At 72.5% G+C, this 19777-nt stretch carries 18 protein-coding genes; 14 read left to right on the top strand and 4 right to left on the bottom strand.

Features of this window, described 5'->3' with window-relative positions:
• Positions 1–149: 149 nt before the first annotated feature.
• The 3 genes from Q8791_RS11940 to thyX all read left to right on the top strand — a co-directional run bounded on the left by Q8791_RS11940 (position 150) and on the right by thyX (position 3714).
• Positions 150–2384, top strand: coding sequence for an anthranilate synthase component I (locus tag Q8791_RS11940; RefSeq protein WP_330091722.1), 2235 nt, complete (start codon positions 150–152; stop codon positions 2382–2384).
• 138 nt (positions 2385–2522) lie between these two features.
• Positions 2523–2663, top strand: coding sequence for a GPGG-motif small membrane protein (locus tag Q8791_RS11935; RefSeq protein WP_330091721.1), 141 nt, complete (start codon positions 2523–2525; stop codon positions 2661–2663).
• Between the two features lie 253 nt (positions 2664–2916).
• A complete protein-coding gene (gene thyX, locus Q8791_RS11930; RefSeq protein WP_330091720.1) occupies positions 2917–3714 on the top strand; it encodes an FAD-dependent thymidylate synthase in 798 nt (265 codons plus the stop codon).
• Between the two features lie 176 nt (positions 3715–3890).
• Here the strand turns inward: thyX and Q8791_RS11925 are convergent, their stop codons facing one another.
• Positions 3891–4766: a helix-turn-helix domain-containing protein gene (locus Q8791_RS11925; RefSeq protein WP_330091719.1), complete on the bottom strand. Its 876-nt coding sequence runs from the start codon at positions 4764–4766 to the stop codon at positions 3891–3893.
• Positions 4767–4948: 182 nt separating this feature from the next.
• On the opposite strand from Q8791_RS11925, the gene Q8791_RS11920 reads away from it, so the two are divergent.
• Both Q8791_RS11920 and Q8791_RS11915 read left to right on the top strand, forming a co-directional pair.
• Positions 4949–5092 (top strand): hypothetical protein, encoded by a 144-nt coding sequence (locus Q8791_RS11920; RefSeq protein WP_330091718.1) that lies wholly within the window; start codon positions 4949–4951, stop codon positions 5090–5092.
• A 24-nt stretch (positions 5093–5116) separates the two neighbouring features.
• Positions 5117–6097 (top strand): aldo/keto reductase, encoded by a 981-nt coding sequence (locus Q8791_RS11915; protein ID WP_330091717.1) that lies wholly within the window; start codon positions 5117–5119, stop codon positions 6095–6097.
• A gap of 108 nt (positions 6098–6205) precedes the next feature.
• Here Q8791_RS11915 and Q8791_RS11910 read toward each other — a convergent pair whose 3' ends face one another.
• Positions 6206–7228, bottom strand: coding sequence for an AraC family transcriptional regulator (locus Q8791_RS11910; protein WP_330091716.1), 1023 nt, complete (start codon positions 7226–7228; stop codon positions 6206–6208).
• Positions 7229–7310: 82 nt separating this feature from the next.
• On the opposite strand from Q8791_RS11910, the gene Q8791_RS11905 reads away from it, so the two are divergent.
• Positions 7311–8153 (top strand): NAD(P)H-binding protein, encoded by an 843-nt coding sequence (locus tag Q8791_RS11905; RefSeq protein ID WP_330091715.1) that lies wholly within the window; start codon positions 7311–7313, stop codon positions 8151–8153.
• A 103-nt stretch (positions 8154–8256) separates the two neighbouring features.
• Complete coding sequence (locus tag Q8791_RS11900) at positions 8257–8730, top strand: SRPBCC domain-containing protein (protein ID WP_330091714.1); 474 nt, start codon at positions 8257–8259, stop codon at positions 8728–8730.
• Between the two features lie 33 nt (positions 8731–8763).
• Here the strand turns inward: Q8791_RS11900 and Q8791_RS11895 are convergent, their stop codons facing one another.
• Positions 8764–8982, bottom strand: coding sequence for a hypothetical protein (locus tag Q8791_RS11895; protein ID WP_330091713.1), 219 nt, complete (start codon positions 8980–8982; stop codon positions 8764–8766).
• Between the two features lie 210 nt (positions 8983–9192).
• Here Q8791_RS11895 and Q8791_RS11890 point away from each other — a divergent pair, with 210 nt between their 5' ends.
• The 3 genes from Q8791_RS11890 to Q8791_RS11880 all read left to right on the top strand — a co-directional run bounded on the left by Q8791_RS11890 (position 9193) and on the right by Q8791_RS11880 (position 12543).
• On the top strand, positions 9193–10374 hold the full coding sequence (locus Q8791_RS11890; RefSeq protein WP_330091712.1) for an amidohydrolase: 1182 nt from the start codon (positions 9193–9195) through the stop codon (positions 10372–10374).
• A gap of 274 nt (positions 10375–10648) precedes the next feature.
• Positions 10649–11890, top strand: coding sequence for a right-handed parallel beta-helix repeat-containing protein (locus tag Q8791_RS11885; protein WP_330091711.1), 1242 nt, complete (start codon positions 10649–10651; stop codon positions 11888–11890).
• A gap of 131 nt (positions 11891–12021) precedes the next feature.
• The gene (locus Q8791_RS11880; RefSeq protein ID WP_330091710.1) at positions 12022–12543 is read left to right on the top strand and encodes a DUF6309 family protein; all 522 of its coding nucleotides are present in this window, start codon (positions 12022–12024) and stop codon (positions 12541–12543) included.
• Here the strand turns inward: Q8791_RS11880 and Q8791_RS11875 are convergent.
• Positions 12540–13109 carry a chorismate mutase gene (locus tag Q8791_RS11875; RefSeq protein ID WP_330091709.1) on the bottom strand — a complete coding sequence of 190 codons (570 nt, stop codon included), beginning with the start codon at positions 13107–13109 and terminating at the stop codon, positions 12540–12542. The two genes, Q8791_RS11880 and Q8791_RS11875, sit on opposite strands and share 4 nt — an antisense overlap.
• A 287-nt stretch (positions 13110–13396) precedes the next feature.
• Between Q8791_RS11875 and Q8791_RS11870 the strand changes: the two genes are divergently transcribed.
• From Q8791_RS11870 to Q8791_RS11855, 4 genes are all read left to right on the top strand, one after another.
• Positions 13397–14302, top strand: coding sequence for a PRC and DUF2382 domain-containing protein (locus tag Q8791_RS11870; protein WP_330091708.1), 906 nt, complete (start codon positions 13397–13399; stop codon positions 14300–14302).
• A gap of 110 nt (positions 14303–14412) precedes the next feature.
• Positions 14413–15801, top strand: coding sequence for a flavin monoamine oxidase family protein (locus tag Q8791_RS11865; protein ID WP_330091707.1), 1389 nt, complete (start codon positions 14413–14415; stop codon positions 15799–15801).
• A 474-nt stretch (positions 15802–16275) separates the two neighbouring features.
• Complete coding sequence (locus Q8791_RS11860; protein WP_330091901.1) at positions 16276–17031, top strand: CDP-alcohol phosphatidyltransferase family protein; 756 nt, start codon at positions 16276–16278, stop codon at positions 17029–17031.
• 204 nt (positions 17032–17235) lie between these two features.
• Complete coding sequence (locus Q8791_RS11855) at positions 17236–19740, top strand: mannose-1-phosphate guanyltransferase (RefSeq protein ID WP_330091900.1); 2505 nt, start codon at positions 17236–17238, stop codon at positions 19738–19740.
• The last annotated feature ends 37 nt before the right edge of the window (positions 19741–19777 follow it).

The raw sequence follows: 19777 nt of genomic DNA, 5'->3' as shown, positions 1-19777 counted from the left end.
TCCACCCACGCCCAGTGGTGGCGCCGCCCGTAGGCGGTGCTCCGATCTCGCATACCCCAGCGACCGCCCCGGACCGGCGGTCGTTCGTGTTTCCACGGCCCCGTCCGGTGCGGCCCACCCGACCGCACACAGCGCCAAAAGGACCGGCCGTGAACCCCAGCGACGCACAGACCACCACGTACCGCACCTCGGGCGGCGTGACCGTCCACCGCAGCGCCACGCCCTGCGACCCCGAGGTCCTCACCGACCTCGTCCAGTCGGTCGAGCACCGGCGCGGCGGCGTCCTCTCCTCCGGGATGGAGTATCCGGGCCGGTACGACCGCTGGCACCTGGGGTACGTGGACCCGTGCCTGGAGATCACCACGCGCGGGCGCCGCGTCACCGCCACCGCCCTCAACGCCCGCGGCCGCGTCCTGCTGCCGGTCCTCGCCCAGGCCCTGGCCACCGTCGGCGCCACCGACGGCCGCGACCGCGACCAGGTCTGCGTCGTCGTCCCCGAGCCCGATCCGGACGCGTTCTTCACCGAAGAGGAGCGCAGCCGCCGCCCCAGCGTCTTCACCGCGCTGCGCGCCGTCGTCGCCTCCCTGCGCAGTCCCGAGGACTCCAACCTGGGCCTGTACGGCGCGTTCGGCTACGACCTGTCCTTCCAGTTCGAGCCGATCGAACAGCACATCGAGCGCGACCCGGACGACCGCGACATGGTCCTGCACCTGCCCGACGCCGTCATCGTCCGCGACCGCAAGCGCGAGACCTGCGTGCGCTACTCCTACGAGTTCACCGTCCCCGCCGACGGCGACCGCGCCCGGGCCACGACCGAGGGCCTGCCGCGCGAGACCGCGCCGACGCCCCCGGTGGTCGCCACCGAGGTCCCCGAGGGTCCCGAACCGGGCTCCTACGCCGGTGTCGTGGCCCGCGCCAAGGAGAAGTTCCGCCGGGGCGACCTGTTCGAGGTCGTCCCCGGCCACCGCACCTACGCCCGCTGCTCCTCGCCCGCCCGCTTCTACGAGCTGCTGCGCGAGCGCAACCCGGCTCCGTACGAGTTCTTCTTCAACCTCGGCGAGGGCGAGTACCTGGTCGGCGCCTCCCCGGAGATGTTCGTGCGGGTCACGGGCGAGCCGGGGACCGGCCAGCGCGTGGAGACCTGCCCGATCTCCGGCACCATCCGGCGCGGGGACGACGCCCTGGGCGACGCCGAGAACATCCAGGAGCTGCTCTCCTCCGTCAAGGAGAAGTCCGAGCTCACCATGTGCACCGACGTGGACCGCAACGACAAGTCGCGCGTGTGCGAGCCCGGCAGCGTCCGGGTGATCGGCCGCCGGCAGATCGAGATGTACTCCCGCCTCATCCACACCGTGGACCACATCGAGGGCACCCTGCGCCGCGACTTCGACGCACTGGACGCCTTCCTCACCCACATGTGGGCGGTCACCGTCACCGGCGCCCCCAAGACCTGGGCCATGCGGTTCATCGAGCAGAACGAGACCAGCCCCCGCCGCTGGTACGGCGGCGCCGTCGGCGTCATCAACTTCGACGGCTCCATGAACACCGGCCTCACACTGCGCACCGCGCACATCCGTGACGGCGTGGCCGCCGTGCGCGTGGGCGCCACGCTGCTCTACGACTCCGACCCCGAGGCGGAGGAGCGCGAGACCTTCCTCAAGGCGCGCGCCCTGCTGGAGACCCTCGCCCAGGGGGAGGAGGCCGCGCACCACGAGGCACTCGCCGCGGAGGGTGCGGTCCCCGAGCCCGTCGGGACGGAGGCCCCCGCGGCCGACCTCCCCGGGGAGGGGATGCGGGTCCTGCTCGTCGACCACGAGGACTCCTTCGTCAACACCCTCGCCGACTACGTGCGCAGGCACGGGGCCGAAGTGACCACCGTCCGGTACGGGTTCGACCCGTCTTTCTTGGACCGGTTCGCCCCCGACCTGGTGGTGATCTCGCCGGGGCCGGGTCTTCCCGCGGACTTCGCGATGTCCGCCCTGCTGGACGAGCTCGCCGACCGGAACCTGCCGGTGTTCGGGGTCTGCCTGGGCCTCCAGGGGATGGTGGAGCACGCCGGGGGAGAGCTGCGGACCCTGGCCGAACCGGTGCACGGCAAGCCCGGCCGGGTCAGCGTGTCCGGAGGGCGGCTCCTCAGCGGACTGAACGAGGAGGACGCCTTCCCCGCGGCCCGCTACCACTCCACCTACACGGTTCCGCGGCTGGTGAAGGGGTTCGAGGTCACCGCCGTCCTGGACGGAGGGGCGGACGGGGAGGACGTCGTGATGGCGATCGAGGACCCGCGGGCGCGCTGGTACGGCGTGCAGTTCCACCCCGAGTCGATCCTGACCGCGAGCGTCGGCGAGGGGATCGTGGCCCGAGCGCTGCGGCTGGCACGGCGCTGACGCCGACCGGGGGCCGAGGAACCCCGCCCGCACGTGGCCTGTGCCACGTGCGGGCCGTCCCACCTGCACCGGGACGGCTCAGGCAAAACATTTCACGCTGCCTTGTTTGATCAATTCGTTATCGGACAGTGGTTGTGTATGGGTATTTTGCTAACGATCCTCGGAATCATCCTCATCGTGGCCGGCGTTCTCGGAGTGCTGCGAGGGCAGCTCCTCTGGGGCATCGTCTCCATCGTCGTCGGGCTGGTTCTGGCCCCCGGTACCTTCTACGGCCTCTAGCCCGTGAGGTACGGCCCGCCGCCCGGCGGGAAACCACCATCAAGGCAGACATCCCGATACCGGTCAGAGGGCCGGGTGTCCGCCCGGGCGCATCGCCCGGAGCGGACACCCGGCCCTCTCCCGTCCCCGGACGTGTACCCTCGGGTGAGGCTATTCGGCCCCGCCCCCACACACGTCCCCGTGCCCCCGGAACCCCTGGTCACGGTGTTCAAGCGTGCCCGGAGGCGGGGCCCACCGAACGGGAGGCAGTGCTGTGAAGAGGGTCGAGCCGCAGGTTCGTCTGGTCGCGCGTCCGCAGGTCGACTACGACGCGATCACCGACTACCTCAAGGAGGTCGGCGGTGAGGCGTGGATCGAGCGGTTCGACCGCGGCGAGCTCGACGCGCACCTCAACGATCCGCAGAACCTCGCCGAGTTCGCCGGGCGCCTGTGCTACCGCTCCTGGGAGCCCGGCCTCAACCCGAACGTCACCCGGGTGCGCACCGACCAGGACCAGTACCTCGGCAACATCCTGGCCAGCCTGCACGGCTCCGTCCTGGAGCACGTGAGCTTCAGCTTCGTCCTGCACAACGTGTCCCGGGTGCTCACCCACGAGCTGATCCGGCACCGCCCCGGCGTCGCCGTCTCCCAGGAGTCGCTCCGCTTCGTGCGCCTGAGCGACCTGCCGTTCTGGTTCCCGGACTGGGCGGAGGAGGACCCGGAGCTGATGGAGCGGGCCACCGCGATGCTCCAGCAGATGGAGGAGTTCCAGCTCTGGATGGCCGACCACTTCGGCCTGGACGACGAGGGCGTGAAGTTCGCCGAGAAGAAGCACAAGACCTCGTTCATGCGCCGCTTCGCCCCCGAGGGCGTCGCCACCGGCCTGGTGTGGACCGCGAACGTGCGCACCCTGCGCCACACGCTGGAGGCCCGTACCGCCCCGGGCGCGGAGGAGGAGATCCGCCTGCTCTTCCACCGGATCGGCGAGACCCTCCAGAAGGAGGCCCCCGCCCTCTTCGGCGACTACACGGTCGAGGACGGCGCCTGGGTGCCGCAGTGGCGCAAGGTCTGACCCCGCCGCGCGCGACCCGTCCCCCAGGTGGGGGACCCCTCCTGCGCCGCTGACACACGGCCCGTCCGCCCCGGATCGACCCGGGGCGGACGGGCCGTTCGCGTGGGGCGACCGTACGACGGTGCCCGGGGGCGAGGAGGATGACCGCGGGAGCCGGAAAGGCCCCTGCGCCCGGCTCAGGCGCCCTGCGGCCGGGCGCGCGGTTCGGGTGGAGCGGTGCCCGGCCAGCTCGCGAGAACCGCCAGGGCCTCCGCGGAAGCGGAGCCGGGCTCGGCGGTGTAGACGACCAGTACCTGCTCGGAGTCGCCCTCGACGGTCAGGGACTCGTAGCCCAGCGCGAGGTCGCCCACGAGCGGGTGGTGCAGGCGCTTGGTGCCGGTGGAGTGGGCCACGACGTCGTGGTCGGCCCACAGGCGGCGAAACGCGTCGCTGCGCAGGGACAGGTCCCCGACCAGCTCGGTGAGCTGCGGGTCCTGGGGGTGGCGTCCGGCGTACAGGCGCAGCATGGCCACACTGTCGGCCGCGACGCGGTCCCAGTCGGCGTAGAGCGCCCGGGCCGCCTCGTCGAGGAAGACGAACCGTGCGAAGTTGCGCTCGCGGTGGGGCCTGGCCCCGAAGTCGGCGAACAGAGCGTAGCCCAGCCGGTTGGCGGCCAGCACGTCCAGGCGCCGCCCCTGGACGACGGCGGGGGCGCCGAGGAGGTCCAGGACCCGGTACAGGGTGGGGCGGACCCTCTGGGGGCTGAGCGGCCGTGTGCGGCGGGTGCGCGCCGCCGTGGGCCTGGCCAGGTCGAACAGGTGGGTGCGTTCGGCCCCGTCCAGTTGCAGGACCCGGGCCAGGGCCGACAGAACGGTGGCGGAGACGCCCTTGGCCTGCCCCCGCTCCAGGCGGATGTAGTAGTCGACGCTGACCCCGGCGAGCCGGGCGACCTCTTCGCGGCGCAGCCCCGGAACCCGGCGGGTGCCCTGATCCGGTTCGAGACCGGCCTGTTCGGGTGTGATCCGGCCCCGCCGGGTGCGCAGGAACTCGCGGATCTCGGTGCTGCGGTCCATGGGTCCACCGTAGGTCGCCCACCCCCTGCCGCGGGGACCGTAAAGGGGTACTGGCAGACCCTTGGAACAACGGTGCCCCCTACGGGCCCCCGCGTGACCACGGCGGATGGTTGCCTGGACGAAGGGCTTTCCGCCCGGTCAGGAAACCACTCCCCACGTCCGCGGAACGAGGTCGGCTCTCCATGCCCGAGGTCGTCCTCGTCACCGGTGCAGTTCGCGGCCCGGGCACCGGCATAGAAGCACGCGTGCGGGGCCGCCGGGTCGTCGCGACCGGCCGCCGCCCCGAGGAGGAGCCGGGCGGCCACCTGGACGAGACCACCGCCTGACCGCCACGACGACAAGGAAACGCAATGAAGCACGTATCGCTGGGCGGCCTGGACGTCTCCCGCATCGGCCTGGGCGCCATGACCATGGCCGGCACCTACACCACGGGCGCGGCGCTCGACGACGCCGAGTCCGTCCGCACCATCCACCGGGCCCTGGACCTGGGGGTCACCCATATCGACACCGCCGAGATCTACGGTCCCTTCCACAGCGAGGAGATCGTCGGCAAGGCCATCAGGGGACGCCGCGACGAGGTCGTGGTGGCCACCAAGTTCGGACTGGTCTCCCACTCCGGGGGCGGCCCCGGAGTGGTCGACGGCAGCGCCGACAACGTCAGGGCCGCGGTCGAAGGCTCCCTGCGGCGCCTGGGCACCGACCACATCGACCTCTACTACCAGCACCGCGTCGACCCCGACACGCCCGTCGAGGAGACCGTGGGCGCCCTGGCCGAGCTGGTCGAGCAGGGCAAGGTGCGCCACATCGGGCTCTCCGAGGCCGGTGCCCGGACGATCCGCCGCGCGCACGCCGTGCACCCGGTGTCCGCGTTGCAGACGGAGTACTCCCTGTGGACCCGCGACGTCGAAGAGGAGATCCTTCCGCTGCTGCGCGAGCTCGGTATCGGGTTCGTGCCCTACTCGCCGCTCGGGCACGGCCTTCTGACCGGGCGGATCCGCACGGTCGAGGACTTCGCCGACGATGACTGGCGCAAGACCAACCCGCGGTTCATCGGCGAGAACTTCGACCGCAACCTGCGCATCGTCGACGAGGTGCAGGCCATCGGAGCCGAGATCGGAGCGACCCCCGCCCAGACCGCGCTGGCGTGGCTACTGACCCGCGGCAGCGACATCGCCCCCATCCCGGGGACCCGGCGGGTCTCCCGGGTGGAGGAGAACACGGCCGCCGACGGCATCGAACTCAGCGCGGACCAGCTGGAGCGCCTGGACAACCTCACCCCGGCCTCGGGTGCGCGCCACAACGAGGAGAACATGGCCCGCATCGAGCACTGACCGCTGTCGCCGCCCGACGGGGCCGCCGCCCACCGCACGTGTGGGCGGCGGCCCCGTCCGCCAGGCTGGTTCGCGTCGTCGGGCGCCACGGCCTCCGGCCGGTGGAGCCTACGACCGCACCGGTCGGCGTCCCGGGGGCCGCCCCCGACCCCCCGCGTGGGAGGTGGCGCCCTCGGTTGGGGTCCCCACCGCCCGGTGTTCGCTCGGGCTGATGCCGCGCATCCTCGTGAACGCGGCGCTCAGGGCGAAGGCGCTGGAGAAGCCGACCCGTCCCGCGACCGCTCCGAGCGTCGCCTCGGGATCGCGCAGCAGGTCTGCGGCCAAGGTGATCCGCTGTTCGCGCAGGTAGGTCATCGGGGGCCGGCCGACCAGCGAGGTGAAGCGGCGGGCCAGGGCCGCACGCGACACACCGACCTCGGCGGCCAGAGCCCCGACCGTCCACGGGCGGGCCGGATCCTCGCCCATCAGCCGCAGGGCAGGGCCGACGACGGTATCGCCGTGGGCCCGGTACCAGGCGGGGACGGGGGCTCCGGGACGGGTGAACCAGCTGCGCAACGCGGTGATCAGCATCAGGTCCAGCATCCGGTCCAACAGCGCCTGCCGTCCCGCGGCGGGTCGGGAGAGGTCCTCCAGCGCCGTCGGCCCGACAGGGCAGGTTCCCTGGTCGGCGGGGACGACGGCGAGCGGGGGCAGCGCCGCGAGCAGCCGCCGGGGCTCACCGGACCGGACCGAGTACATGCCGCTGACCAGTACCGGGTCCCCGGGACCGGGGGCACCGAGAGTGCTCGGGCCCCGCGTGGTGCTGTGCTCACCGCCGTCCAGGGTGGTGCAACGCCCCCCGGGACGGACGGTCACGCCCGGTTCGGTGTCGATGGCGAGGGCCACCACGTACGGGGAGCCTCCGCTCAGCACCGCGACGTCCTGCGGGCCCAGGTGGACCGGCTCACCGTCGCGGGGCCTGACCCAGACGGAGCCGTTCAGCGGGACCGCCAGCGCGAGCGGTGAGGCGTCCTCGAAGCGCACCGCCCAGGGCCCTTCCAGCAAGGAGCGGTGGAAGAGCGCACCTGTGGTCCGTACACCGTTCAGCAGGTCCGTCAAGGGGTCCGCCGCCGTCCACGCCTGGGAGTCCATGCGGGTCAGCGTAGACGAACGCGTATGGGACAGAGCGTGCTCGCCATGGCCTCCACCTGCGCGGACTGGTTCGCTGGAGGCCATGAACGACGAGATGATCCTGGTGACCGGGGCCACGGGCAAGACCGGCCGTCGCGTGGCACGCCGACTCCACGAACAGGGCGTGCCGGTGCGCGCGGCCTCCCCCTCCAGCCCGGTGCGCCTGGACTGGAACGACCGCGGTACGTGGGACTCCGCCCTGGCGGGGGTGACGGGGGTCCACCTGGTCGTCCCCGACCTGGGCAGCGTGCGGGCGGCCGAGAACCTCACGGCCTTCACCGAGCGGGCCGCCACGGCCGGGGTACGGCGCGCGGTGCTGGTCTCCTTCCCACCGTCCGGCATCCCGGGGCTGGAACCCGAGCACGTTGCGGCGGCCGAGCAGGCGCCGGCCCGTGCCGGACTGGAGACGACGGTGCTCCGCCCGCGGTGGTTCTTCCAGAACTTCAGCGAGGACTTCCTGCGCGACACGGTGCTGTCCGGTGACGTGCGCCTGCCGGCCGGGGACGGCAAGGAGGCGTTCGTGGACGCCGACGACATCGCCGACGTCGCGGTCACCGCCCTGACCCGGGACGGGCACGCCCGGCGGTCCTACGAGCTGAGCGGACCGCGGCTGATGTCCTTCGCCGAAGCCGTCGCCGACATCGCCCGTGCCACCGGCCGCCCCATCGGCTACACCCCGTTGAGCGCGCGGGACTACGCCGCCGAGCAGCGTGCTCACGGGGTGCCCGGGGAATGGGTGCGGTTGACCGTCGGCCTGTACTCCCATGTCCGTTCCGGTGCGCTGGGATCGGTCACCGGGGACGTGGAACGGGTGCTGGGACGGCCGCCCCGGGACTTCGCCGACTACGCGCGCCACGCCGCCGCGCAGGGTGCCTGGAGCACCTGAGGCCGGCGCGACCGGCCCGGACACCGTGCGGCCGGGGGCACACCGCCGGGGGCGCGTGCGCTAGGTTCGGAAGTCCGGAGCACCGAGTGTGAGGACAGCGCACATGGCCGACGAGGAACCGCGTGTCGACAGGGGGAGCAGGACCGTCCGCGCGTCCGCCCCTGCGGTCTACCGGGCGATGACCGAGCCGGGCGCACTGGAAGCCTGGCTGCCGCCGGAGGGCATGACCGGCCGTATCGATCGCTTCGAGCCCTGGTCCGGCGGCGGGTTCCGCATGGTGCTGACCTACCTCGACCCCGCGACCGCGCAGGGCAAGACCTCGGAGTCCAGCGACGTCACCGAGGTCGAGTTCGTCGAGCTGGTCCCCGACGAGCGGATCGTGCAGCGCGTCGTCTTCGAGTCCGGGGATCCCGCGTTCGCCGGGACGATGACGATGATCTGGCGGCTCACCGGGACGGGGGAGGGCACCGAGGTGTCCGTCGAGGCGACCGGCGTGCCCACGGGCATCTCCCGGGCCGACCACCAGGTGGGCCTGGCCTCGTCCCTGGCCAACCTCGCGGCCCACGTCGAACCCTGATCCGCGATCCCTGGGGTCGCCTGCGCGGGGACGTCAACCCCCGAGGCGGCCCAGGCGTGCCTCGATCCCTCCCGCACGCGGGTCGCCGTGGTCGCGCAGGTACTCCAGGGCCGTAGCCAGCGCCTCCCGCGCGCCCTCGATGTCACCGAGGACGGCCAGGGCCTCCCCGAGGGAAACGGAACCGCCGTGGGACCGAGGCGCCGCCCCTCCGGGGGCGGACCGCGGATGCATCCCCTCCCAAGTCAAGCGCATACGGAACCTCCTGCACCGAACCTTCGCGCACCTCCGCGCACCCGCGCAGGTGCGGAGCCTGCCGGCACTGCGCCCTCGCGCCCGCCCGGGGAGGGCCGGCAGGTGGGGCCACCTGCGGGGTGACACGGCCGGGGGCGTAGCATTCCCCGCGCGCCCGCCGGCCCGACCGGCTCGGACGCGTGCACCGGTACCCGTGTGGAGAGGCCCGCCATGGCTGAACAGTCCCGTACGACGGTCTTCCGCGACCTGCGTCCCCTGGGCGGCGATCCCATCGACCTGGTCGTGGTCGACGGAACCGTGGCGGCCGATCCCGGGGGGCAGGCGACCGTCGTCGACTGCGGCGGGCGGATCGCCCTGCCGACCCTGGTCGACGCCCACATCCACCCCGACAAGACGACCTGGGGCGAGCCCTGGCACTCCCGCCGCCCCGCCCAGGGCATCGCCGGTTTCGGGGCCCAGGACGCCGAGCTCTTCCGGGCGTCACCCACTCCGGTGGGCGTCCGCGCCGAGCGGCTCATGGCCCACGCCGTCACGCGGGGCACGCGCGCCATGCGCGCGCACGCCGACGTCGCGCCCGTCTACGGGCTCTCGGGTCTGGAGGGCATCCGCGCGGCGGCGGGGAACCTGGCGCACGCCCTCGACGTCCAGACCGTGGCCTTCCCCCAGCACGGCGTCCGCCGCTCGCCCGGAACCGACCGCCTGCTGGACGAGGCCGTCCGGACGGGGCTCGCCGACCTGGTCGGCGGCATCGACCCGGAGGGCTTCGACGGCGACCCCGACGGGCAGCTCGACCTGGTCTTCGGCATCGCGGACCGCCACGGTGTCGGCGTCGACATCCACCTGCACGACGGCGGCGCCCCGGGCGTGCGCACCATGGAGGCGATCATCGAGCGCACGCGCGCACTGGACATGGGCGGCTCGGTCACCGTCAGCCACGCCTTCTGCGTCGCCCAGGCGGGCGACGACCTCGACCGGCTGGCCGCCCGGATCGGCGCCGCCGGGATCTCCCTGACCACGGTCGCCTCCGACGCGGCGCGGGTCCTGCCGGCCGCGCGCCTGCGTGAGCACGGGGTGCGCGTGGGCGTCGGCTCGGACGGGGTCCGCGACTCCTGGAGCCCCTTCGGTAACGCCGACATGGTCCACCGCGCCCACATGATGGCCAAGGCACTGCGCTCACGCCTCGACGAGGAGCTGTCCTTCGCCTACCTCACCGCCGCGCACTCCGGCGCCGAGGTGGTCGGGCTGCCCGCCGCCGACCTGGCCCTGGGTTCTCCCGCCGACTTCCTGCTGGTGGACGGCGAGTGCCTGCCGCAGGTCGTGGTGGACCTCCCCGAACGCTGGGCCGTCGTGCGCGCCGGGCGGGTGGTCGCCCGCGAGGGCCGCATGGTCTGACCCGGCGGCGTCCGGCCCGCGCCGCCTCCAGCGCGGGATCCCGGAGGGGATGTCTCCCGGCGGCCGACGCGGCACGGCCCTCCGGTCGTCGAGCCCGGGGCAGGTTCTGCCGGACGGCCTGTCGCCGCGGACAGACTCGTGTCCATGCGTAGTTGCACCGCTACCGGGAATGCGCTTTCCGTGTTAGGTTCCGGATGCCTGGGAGCGCTCCCTGTCCCCCCGCTCACCCCTCCCGGGGCACAGCTGCCCCGGGGTTCGCACAGGAGAAGCACCGATGACACGTACCCCCGACGGGCGCGGCCGGACCCGCGCCTCCGGCCGACGGCGACGCACGCGCCGCCTCCTGCTGAACGCCGCGTTGGCGACCGGACTGGTCCTCGGCACGGCCGCCGCGACCGCCCCGGGCGCCCCCTCGCCCCACGACACCGGGAACACCGCCGGCGAGCAGAGAGCGCGGGCCGCCGCGTGCGGCGACAACGGCTTCGACGCCGAGGCCTACCTCCTCGGATCCACCTGGGTCGCGCGCAACGACGGCACCGTCCTCTACGAGGGCGGTGACATGCTCACCGCCATGCGCACGGCCGTCGGCAGCCTCACCCCGGGCCGCTCCTCGCAGGAGCGCGTGGTCGTCTGGCAGTCCGGCACCGTCCCGGGCAACGCCTCCCTCGACCTGCCGAGCCACACCTCCCTGGAGGTCTGCGGCACCCTCCACGTCTCCGGAGCCGTCGCCGCCGACCACGCCCCGGTGCGGGTGCGCAACGCCCAGAACGTCTCCGTGCCCCACCTGTCGGTCACCGGGGCGCCCTACTTCGGCGTGTTCGTGCGGGGCTCCCAGCAGGTGCACCTGGGCCAGATCGACCTGCGCCTGTCCTCCGGCCTGGGCATACGCGTCGACAGCCGGGGCAGCGACGCCGCGCGCACCACCCGCGACATCACCATCGACGACGTGTACGTCTCCGGGACGAACAACCACGGCGTGGAGACCTACAGCGTCGACGGGCTCACCATCGGTACCGTGACCGCCCGCGACACCGGCTACTCCGGGCTGCTGCTCAACAACACCGTCAACGCCGACGTCGGCCTGGTCGACGCGGTGGACGCCGGGACCGGCACCGGCTACGCCGCCTTCCGCATGGCCAACCGGAACGGGCGGATCGGTAACGGCTACCCGGACAACGTCCGCGTCGGCGAGGTGCGCGCCCGGGGTGGCGGCCGGGGGATCTTCTGCGTCTCCGAGAGCGGCGGTGCGGTGATCGGGCGCGTCGACATCGCGCAGACCGGGAACAACGCCGTCCTGGTCGAGAACTGCCACAACGTCACCATCGCCGAGGACGGCGGGACGATCGCCGGGCCCGGCGACATCCGGATCGCCGCCCGGACGGAGTTCGCCAACACGTCGGGCATCACGTTCGAGAACCTGAGGCTGGTCAACACGGCGATCAACGAGAACCCGTGCGCGATCGGCACGGTCGTCCGCAACATCACCTGGGACAACAGCCGGGACAACACCTGCTGATCCCGCGCGGCGCCACCGCCGGGGCCCGGCCGGACCGTTCCGGACGGGCTCCCGGCCCCGGGACCCGTCTATCCTTCGACGCAGTCGACGTCCGGCCCCGGCCCGGACGCGGAACGGAGGAAGCCGATCCCGTGCAGACCATCGCGACCGTCACCCCCGACGACGTCCTCCGGCGCTTCCGCGCCACCCATCCCGTGAACGACGAGGTCTCCCGGCGCACCAACGAGTACGCCGAGGGGGTCCTGGACCTGGCCTCCCGCCAGCTGGGCGGCACGTGGCACCGGGTCGCCCTGGACCGTGAGGACGTCCTGGCCACGGTCCTGCCCTGGCACACGGGGGAGAGCGGGGAGCGTGTGCTGGTCGACCCGGCCGGGAGGACCGTCGCCGACGCCGTGGCGACCCTCTCCTCGTGGGACGGGCAGTACACCGCGAGCAACCCGGTGTGCTGGGGGAAGATGGTCTGGCACGCCGAGGCCGACCCCACCCCCCTCTTCCTGAGCACCACGGCCCTCGACCACCCCTACTACGAGAGGCTGGAGCGCAGGGACTCCCTCACCCACCTGGACGGCCTGCACCGCATGCTCGCCTGGGCGCTCTGGGGCCGGCTGCCCGACGGGCCCGGTCTGGAGGCCTACGTGGCCGGCCCTCTCTAGGGGCCCGCCGCGGGGCGGGAGCACACCGAGGCCAGGGCTCGGGTCAGGGCCGCGGCGTGCGTCCGGTCCAGGCGCCGCGCCCCGGCGACGTCCCGGGCGCTCCGTGCCAGGTCCGCCTCGCAGCGGGGGGAGCGCAGCACGGGGCCGGCACCGTCCAGCGCCCGCACCAGCGCCGGGGTGAGCCGGTCCAGCTCGGCCCTGACCCGGGACAGGTCCGGTGCCGACGCCGGGCTCCGGCCGGGGTCCGCGTGCCAGCGGGCGTGCAGGCTCCGCTGGACCACCTTGTTCGCCTCGATCTGGTCGCGGGCCATCGCGGTGACGGCGGTCGGCTCCATCCCGAGCGCGGACGCGTGGCGCCCGGCGTCCGCCAGTACCTGCGCCTCGCGCTCCGGGGCGTCGACCGGGTCGCCGCTGTGCCACTTGGCCGCCGCCACCGGCGATGCGGTGGCGAGCCGGTCGGCGGAGAGCTCCACGACCGCGTCCAGCCCGCCGGCACGGGCGGACGCGGAGGCGGTGGTGCAGGACAGGAACAGGACTGCCAGCGGGACTGCCACGGCTGTGCGCACGGAGGGTTCCTTCGACCGGGGCGGGAGGGGACCCCTGGAGTGTAGCCGTGCGTGTTCGCGTGACTCCCGAAAGTCGCTTCCCGTCGGTGAATCCCCATGGCGGACAAGGGAACTCCTCGCGCGCGTCAAGGGGGAGCGCCGGGGAAAAACATCTTCTCAACTCTCGGCCTCGCCCAGTTAGCGGCTCGGTTCCGCAGCTGTTCCCACAGGCCACGGCGGGTAGGGGGATGTTCGGACCAGGTCGGGGCCAGGCGTCCCGGCGGGGAGTGAAGAGCAGGGGAGGGACCATGGCACGTGACCGCGCACCCGGAGACTTCATCGGGCACCACGTTCTGGACGAGGAGGGCCACAGCGTAGGCAAGATCAAGCAGGTCTACCTGGACGACGAGACGAACGAGCCGAGCTGGGTGTCGGTGGAGACCGGCCTCTTCGGCCGCAACGAGACCCTCGTTCCCCTCCAGGGCTCGCAGCCCAAGGAGGAGGACATCCAGGTCCCCTTCGACAAGGCCACGGTGAAGGACGCCCCGAACGTCGACGCGGACAGGCACATCTCCCCGGAGGAGGAGAGGCTGGTCCGCGACTACTACGCCCGCCACGGCAGCGTGGACGCCTCCGGCAGGCACGAGCACGGCACGGCGGAGCCCGGGAGCGCAGGTGAGGCCTCCGAGGGGGTCGGCACAGGGGGCCGATCCGCTATGGACGGCACCGCCGGAACGGCCGCGGCCGCGGGCACCGCGGGGATGGCGGGGACCTCGGGTGACACGGAGATGGCCGGTACCGGGGCGGACGCCGACATGGGCGGGATGCCCGACCCGGACGACGTCTCGATGATCCGCTCCGAGGAGCGCGTGGACATCGGCGTGGAGCGCCACGAGGCCGGTCACGCCAGACTGCACAAGTACGTGGAGACCGAGCAGTTCGACGAGGCCGTCCCGCTGCACCACGACGAGCTCCAGATGGAGCGCCGTCCGGTGACCGACGCGTCCGGGGTCGACGAGACCGGGGATATGCGGGAGGAGGAGGAGACCTTCACGCTCTACGAGGAGCGGCCGGTCGTCTCCAAGGAGCGCGTGCCCGTCGAGGAGGTCCACGTCCGCAAGCGCGACGTCACGCGTGAGGAGCACGTCCAGGGCGAGCGCCGCCGGGAGAGGATCGAACTGGAGGACGACGACGGTGAGCCCTCCGGCTCCTGAGCAGCCGGCCGGGGCGTAGGTGTTCCAGCCGAGGGCGGGGTGTCGTCCCCGGGCGCGGCCCGGGGACCACCTACAGTCGCACCTGTCGGTCGGCACGGAGGGGGAGCGCTATGACTGACCCGGGTGACGCCAACGGGGAGAACACGCAGGAGGAGACGGGCGGGGAGGCGGAGCGCGAGCGGGTCGAACCGCGCGGGCGCGAGGCGGGCCCCGGCCGCGGCCACACCATCGTGGTGGGCGCGGGCATGGCCGGCCTCGCAGCCGCCGACCGTCTGGCGGACGAGGGCGAGCGCGTCACCGTCGTCGAGGGCCGGGACCGCGTCGGCGGGCGCATCCACTCCGTACCCGGGTGGGGCGGCTCCGCGACCCTGGACGTGGGCGCGTCCTGGATGCGCGGGGAGGAGAACAACCCCCTCGCCGACCTGGTCCACGAGATCGGGGTGCGCACCGCCGTGTTCAACCGGTCCACCGAGACCGCCTACGACCCCAAGGGGCGGCGGCTGCTCTTCGACCGGCACCGGCGCAACATGGAGGACGTCCACCTCCTCCAGGAGCACATGTACTGGGCGACCGTGGGCGCCAACCCCCAGGAGTCGATGGAGGAGGGCATCAACCAGGCCCTCTACGACGCCAACCTGGTCCGCGCCCGGGCCCGGGACGCCAACGAGATCGTGCACCGCATCGCCGAGGCCGACCACGGCGCGGACGCGGAGGAGGTCGCCTTCTCCGCGGTCGCCGCCCTGCACGAGTTCAGCGGCGACGACGTGGTCTTCCCCGACGGGATGGGCCAGGTCACCGACCACCTGGCGCGCGGGCTGGACGTGAGGCTGGAGCACGTCGTGCTGGAGGTCCTCCACGGCGACGACGGGGTCGGTGTCCGGGTCGACACCCCCGACGGGGAGGAGGCCCTGACCGCCGACCGGGTCCTGGTCACCCTGCCGCTGGGCGTGCTCAAGGCCGGGCAGGTCGGGTTCGCCCCTCCGCTGTCGGACGAGAAGCGGGATGCCGTGGAGCGCCTGGGCAACGGCAGTCTGGAGAAGGTGTTCCTCCGCTTCGACGAGGTGTTCTGGGGCGACGCGCAGGTCATCGTCAACCTCGGGACCGAGGAGGGCGCCTGGTTCCACTGGTACGCGGGCCAGCGGGTGCTCGGGGCGCCGATCCTGGTCAGCCGCAACGGCGGCAGGGCCGCCCGGTTCCTCGAGGGGAGGGACGACGGCGAGGTGGTCGAGCACGCGATGGCCGCTCTGCGCGGCATGTTCCGCAAGGCGCCGGACCCGGTGGACCACCTCGTGACCCACTGGGCGGACGACCCGTTCTCCCGGGGGGCCTTCTCGTACACGGCCGTGGGCTCGGGCGACGGCGACCGCGTGGCGCTCGGGGACCCGGTCGGGGACCGTCTGTTCTTCGCGGGGGAGGCGACCGAGATCGAGCACACCGCCACCGTGCACGGCGCCCTGCTGTCGGGCCGCCGCGAGGCCGACCGCATCCTCACGCTCTAGGCCGCGTTCGGCGGATCATTCCGGGCTCGCGTCCCCCGGGCTGCCTCTCGCTGCGCCGACTGCGCTTGGACAGCCAAACCCGGGCTGACCTGCGCTACTCGTCTTGCGAGAGATGGCCTGGAAGCCGCTCGCGTCGATCGGCGCAAGCGCCGAGTCAACCGAAAGCATCCACAGAACACGCCCTAGCCGGTCCGCGGGGCGCCCGCACGGCCGGGAACCCGGCAGGGGGCCCCTTCGTTGTTCCGGTGAGGCGGTCGGCGCGCCGCGGCCGGGGACGAGGACACACGCCGCGTGAAACGGACACTGCGCTGGTAAAAGGCCCAAAACGTACACGGTACGATTGGCGGGCGATCGTCCTTCGGGCCACGTCGGGGCCGTCTGACCCCGTGTTGGCGGGAAACGACCCACCCGCCCGTTATCGTGGGCGCCATGGGGCGATCCGCGGAAGATGGCAGACTCGAGGCGGGGGGCGATGTGGCCAGCCCGGCGGTCAGTGACCGCATCTGGACGGTTCCCAACCTACTGAGCATGCTCCGGCTGGTGGGCGTGCCGCTGTTCCTCTGGCTCATCCTGGTGCCCCAGGCCGACTGGTGGGCACTGCTCGTGCTCGGCTTCGCCGGGCTCAGCGACTGGCTCGACGGCAAGATCGCGCGCGCCTGGAACCAGACCTCGCGACTGGGCACCGTCCTCGACCCGCTCGCCGACCGGCTCTACATCTTCGCCGCGCTGCTCGGACTGGTGATCCGGGACATCGTCCCCTGGTGGCTGATGGCCATCCTCGTCCTGCGCGACGTCCTCATCCTGGGCGCGCTGCCGCTTCTGCGCCACTTCGGCTACGGGCCCCTGCCGGTCAACTTCGCCGGGAAGGCCGCCACGCTGTGCCTTCTCTACTCGTTCCCGCTGCTGTTCATCGCGGGCTACGCGTCCATCATGGCGGATGTGGCAAGGATTATAGGTTGGGCCTTCGCACTCTGGGGAACTGCTCTGTACTGGTGGGCCGGACTGCTCTACGCCGTACAGGGACTGCGCCTGATGGCCCAGACCCGCCGCGACGAACGCGCTGATCACACCGGAGACCTACCGGTCACCGGAGACAGCGACGTCGAGCGCGGCCACGACACGGATCAGTTCGATCCAGCCACACCGGCCGCCGCTGACGGCGATCCTGGAGCGGCATCCGAGGGCTCGGACCGGCCGAGCCGTCCGGATCAGGGACGGAACAACCCCTGATCCACCGGAGGACCGGCTCACCGCGAGTCCTGTCGGATCGAAAGGGAGTGTCATCTCCGTCATGACATCACGTCCCACCGCGCGCGACGGCGCGCGCTCCGAACACCGTTCCCCCAACGCGTCCTCCCATGGCACCGCCCTACGGAGGGACCAACGATGAGCACCCACGAGGAAACCCCGGACGGCGCCGTTCAGGCGCCCCCGATGAAGGCGGTCGTCATGGCCGGCGGTGAGGGCACCCGCCTGCGCCCCATGACCGCCAACCAGCCCAAACCCCTGCTGCCGGTGGTCAACAAGCCCATCATGGAGCATGTGCTCCGCCTGCTGCGCAAGCACGGTTTCACCGAGACCGTGGTCACCGTCCAGTTCCTGGCCACCCTGATCCGCAACTACTTCGGGGACGGCGAGGAGCTCGGAATGAAGCTCCACTACGTCGCCGAGGAGGTCCCGCTCGGCACCGCGGGCAGCGTCAAGAACGCGGAGGAGCACCTGCGCGGGGAGCCGTTCATCGTCATCTCCGGCGACGCGCTCACCGACATCGACCTCACCGACATGGTGCGCTTCCACAAGGAGAGCGGCGCCAAGGTCACCATCGCCCTCAAGCGGGTCCCGAACCCGCTGGAGTTCGGCATCATCATCGTCGACGAGCAGGGCCGCATCCAGCGCTTCCTGGAGAAGCCGACCTGGGGACAGGTCTTCTCCGACACCGTCAACACCGGCATCTACATCATGGAGCCGGACGTCCTGGACCGCGTCGCCGAGGGCGAGGTGGTCGACTGGTCGGGCGACGTCTTCCCCGAGCTCCTGGAGGAGGGCGAGCCCCTCTACGGCTACATCGCCGAGGGCTACTGGGAGGACGTGGGCACCCACGAGAGCTACCTGAGCGCCCAGGCCGACGTCCTGTCCGGCAAGGTGGACGTCGACATCGACGGCTTCGAGGTGTCGCCGGGCGTGTGGGTCGGCGAGGGCTCGGAGGTCGACCCCCGCGCGGTCCTCAAGGGACCGCTCTACATCGGCGACTACGCCAAGGTCGAGGCGGGCGCGGAGCTGCGCGAGTTCACCGTGGTCGGCAGCAACACCGTCGTGCGGTCGGAGGCCTTCTGCCACCGCACCGTCCTGCACGACAACGTGTTCATCGGCAGGGGCGCCAACCTGCGCGGCTGCGTCATCGGCAAGAACACCGACATCATGGCCGCCGCCCGCGTCGAGGAGGGGGCGATCGTCGGCGAGGACTGCGTCATCGAGTCCGAGGCCTACGTCAATGCCGACGTCAAGGTCTACCCCTTCAAGACCATCGAGGCCGGGGCGGTCGTCAGCACCAACGTCATCTGGGAGTCGCGCGGGCAGCGCTCGCTGTTCGGCCCCCGAGGCGTGTCCGGGCTGATCAACGTCGAGATCACCCCCGAACTGGCGGTGCGGCTGGCCAACGCCTACGCCACCACGCTCAAGAAGGGCGCGCTCGTCACCACGTCCCGCGACGTGTCCAGGGCAGCCCGTACGCTCAAGCGCGCGGTGATCAGCGCGCTCACGGCCGCCGCCATCGACGTGCGCGACCTGGAGGTGGTGCCGCTGCCCGTGGCGCGCTTCCACACCTCGCAGAGCGGGGTCAGCGGCGGCATCACGCTGCGCACCACCCCGGGCGACCCGGAGTCGGTGGACATCCTCTTCCTCGACGGGAGCGGAGCCGACCTGTCGCCGGCGGCCCAGCGCAAACTCGACCGGGTCTTCTCCCGCGCCGAGTACCGCAGGGCCTTCCCCGGGGAGATCGGGGAGCTGACCTTCCCCTCGCGCGGGGTCGAGAACTACTCGCACGACCTGCTGCGCTCGGTGGACACCTCCGGGGTGGCCGAGGCGGGGCTGAAGGTGGTCGTGGACTGCGCGGGAGGCAGCGGCTCGCTCATCCTGCCGTCCCTGCTGGGGCGGATCGGCGTGGACGTCCTCACGGTCAACAACCGGCTCGACGAGGCCTCTCCCACCGATACGGCCGCCAAGCAGAACCGCGACCTCGAACGCCTGGGCGAGCTGGTCTCCGGGTCGGGAGCCGACTTCGGGGTGCGGTTCGACCCCGTGGCCGAACGGCTGGCCATCGTGGACGGGAACGGGGAGCTGGTCGACAACGACCGCGCCCTGCTGGTCGTCCTGGAGCTGGTCTGCGCCGAGCGCGCGGGCGGCACGGTGGCACTGCCCGTCACCACCACGCGGGTCGCCGAGACGGTCGCGGCCGCGCACGGGGTCAAGGTCCACTGGACCGCGACCGCCACGGACGAACTCACCAAGGCGGTCCAGGGCGGGGGCGACGACGTCGTGCTCGCGGGTGACGGCAGGGGCGGGTTCGTCGTCCCCGAGTTCAGCCCGACCAGTGACGGCATCGCCGCGTTCGTCCGGCTGCTGGGGCTTGTGGCCAGGGACCGCCGGTCGCTGAGCCAGATCGACTGGGTGATCCCCCAGGCGCACCTCCTGCGCCGTTCGGTGCCCACCCCCTGGGCGGTCAAGGGGAGCGTCATGCGCGCCGTCGTGGAGGCGGCTGGCGACCGCCAGCTGGACACCACGGACGGTGTCAGGGTCCTCGAGTCCGACGGCAGCTGGGCCCTGGTCCTCCCGGACACGGCCGAGGCCGTGACCCATCTTTGGGCCGAAGGTCCTGACTCGGACACCGCGCATCGCCTGCTGGACGAGTGGGCGGCCGTGGTCGAACGGGCCGAGGGCTGACCTGTGCGTCGCGGGGGGGCGGTACGGCCCGTGCTGC

Source organism: Nocardiopsis codii (assembly GCF_036327455.1).
GTDB lineage: Bacteria > Actinomycetota > Actinomycetes > Streptosporangiales > Streptosporangiaceae > Nocardiopsis > Nocardiopsis codii.
The sequence above is the reverse complement of the archived record's forward strand: the minus strand, read 5'-3'. Positions and strand labels throughout refer to the sequence as shown.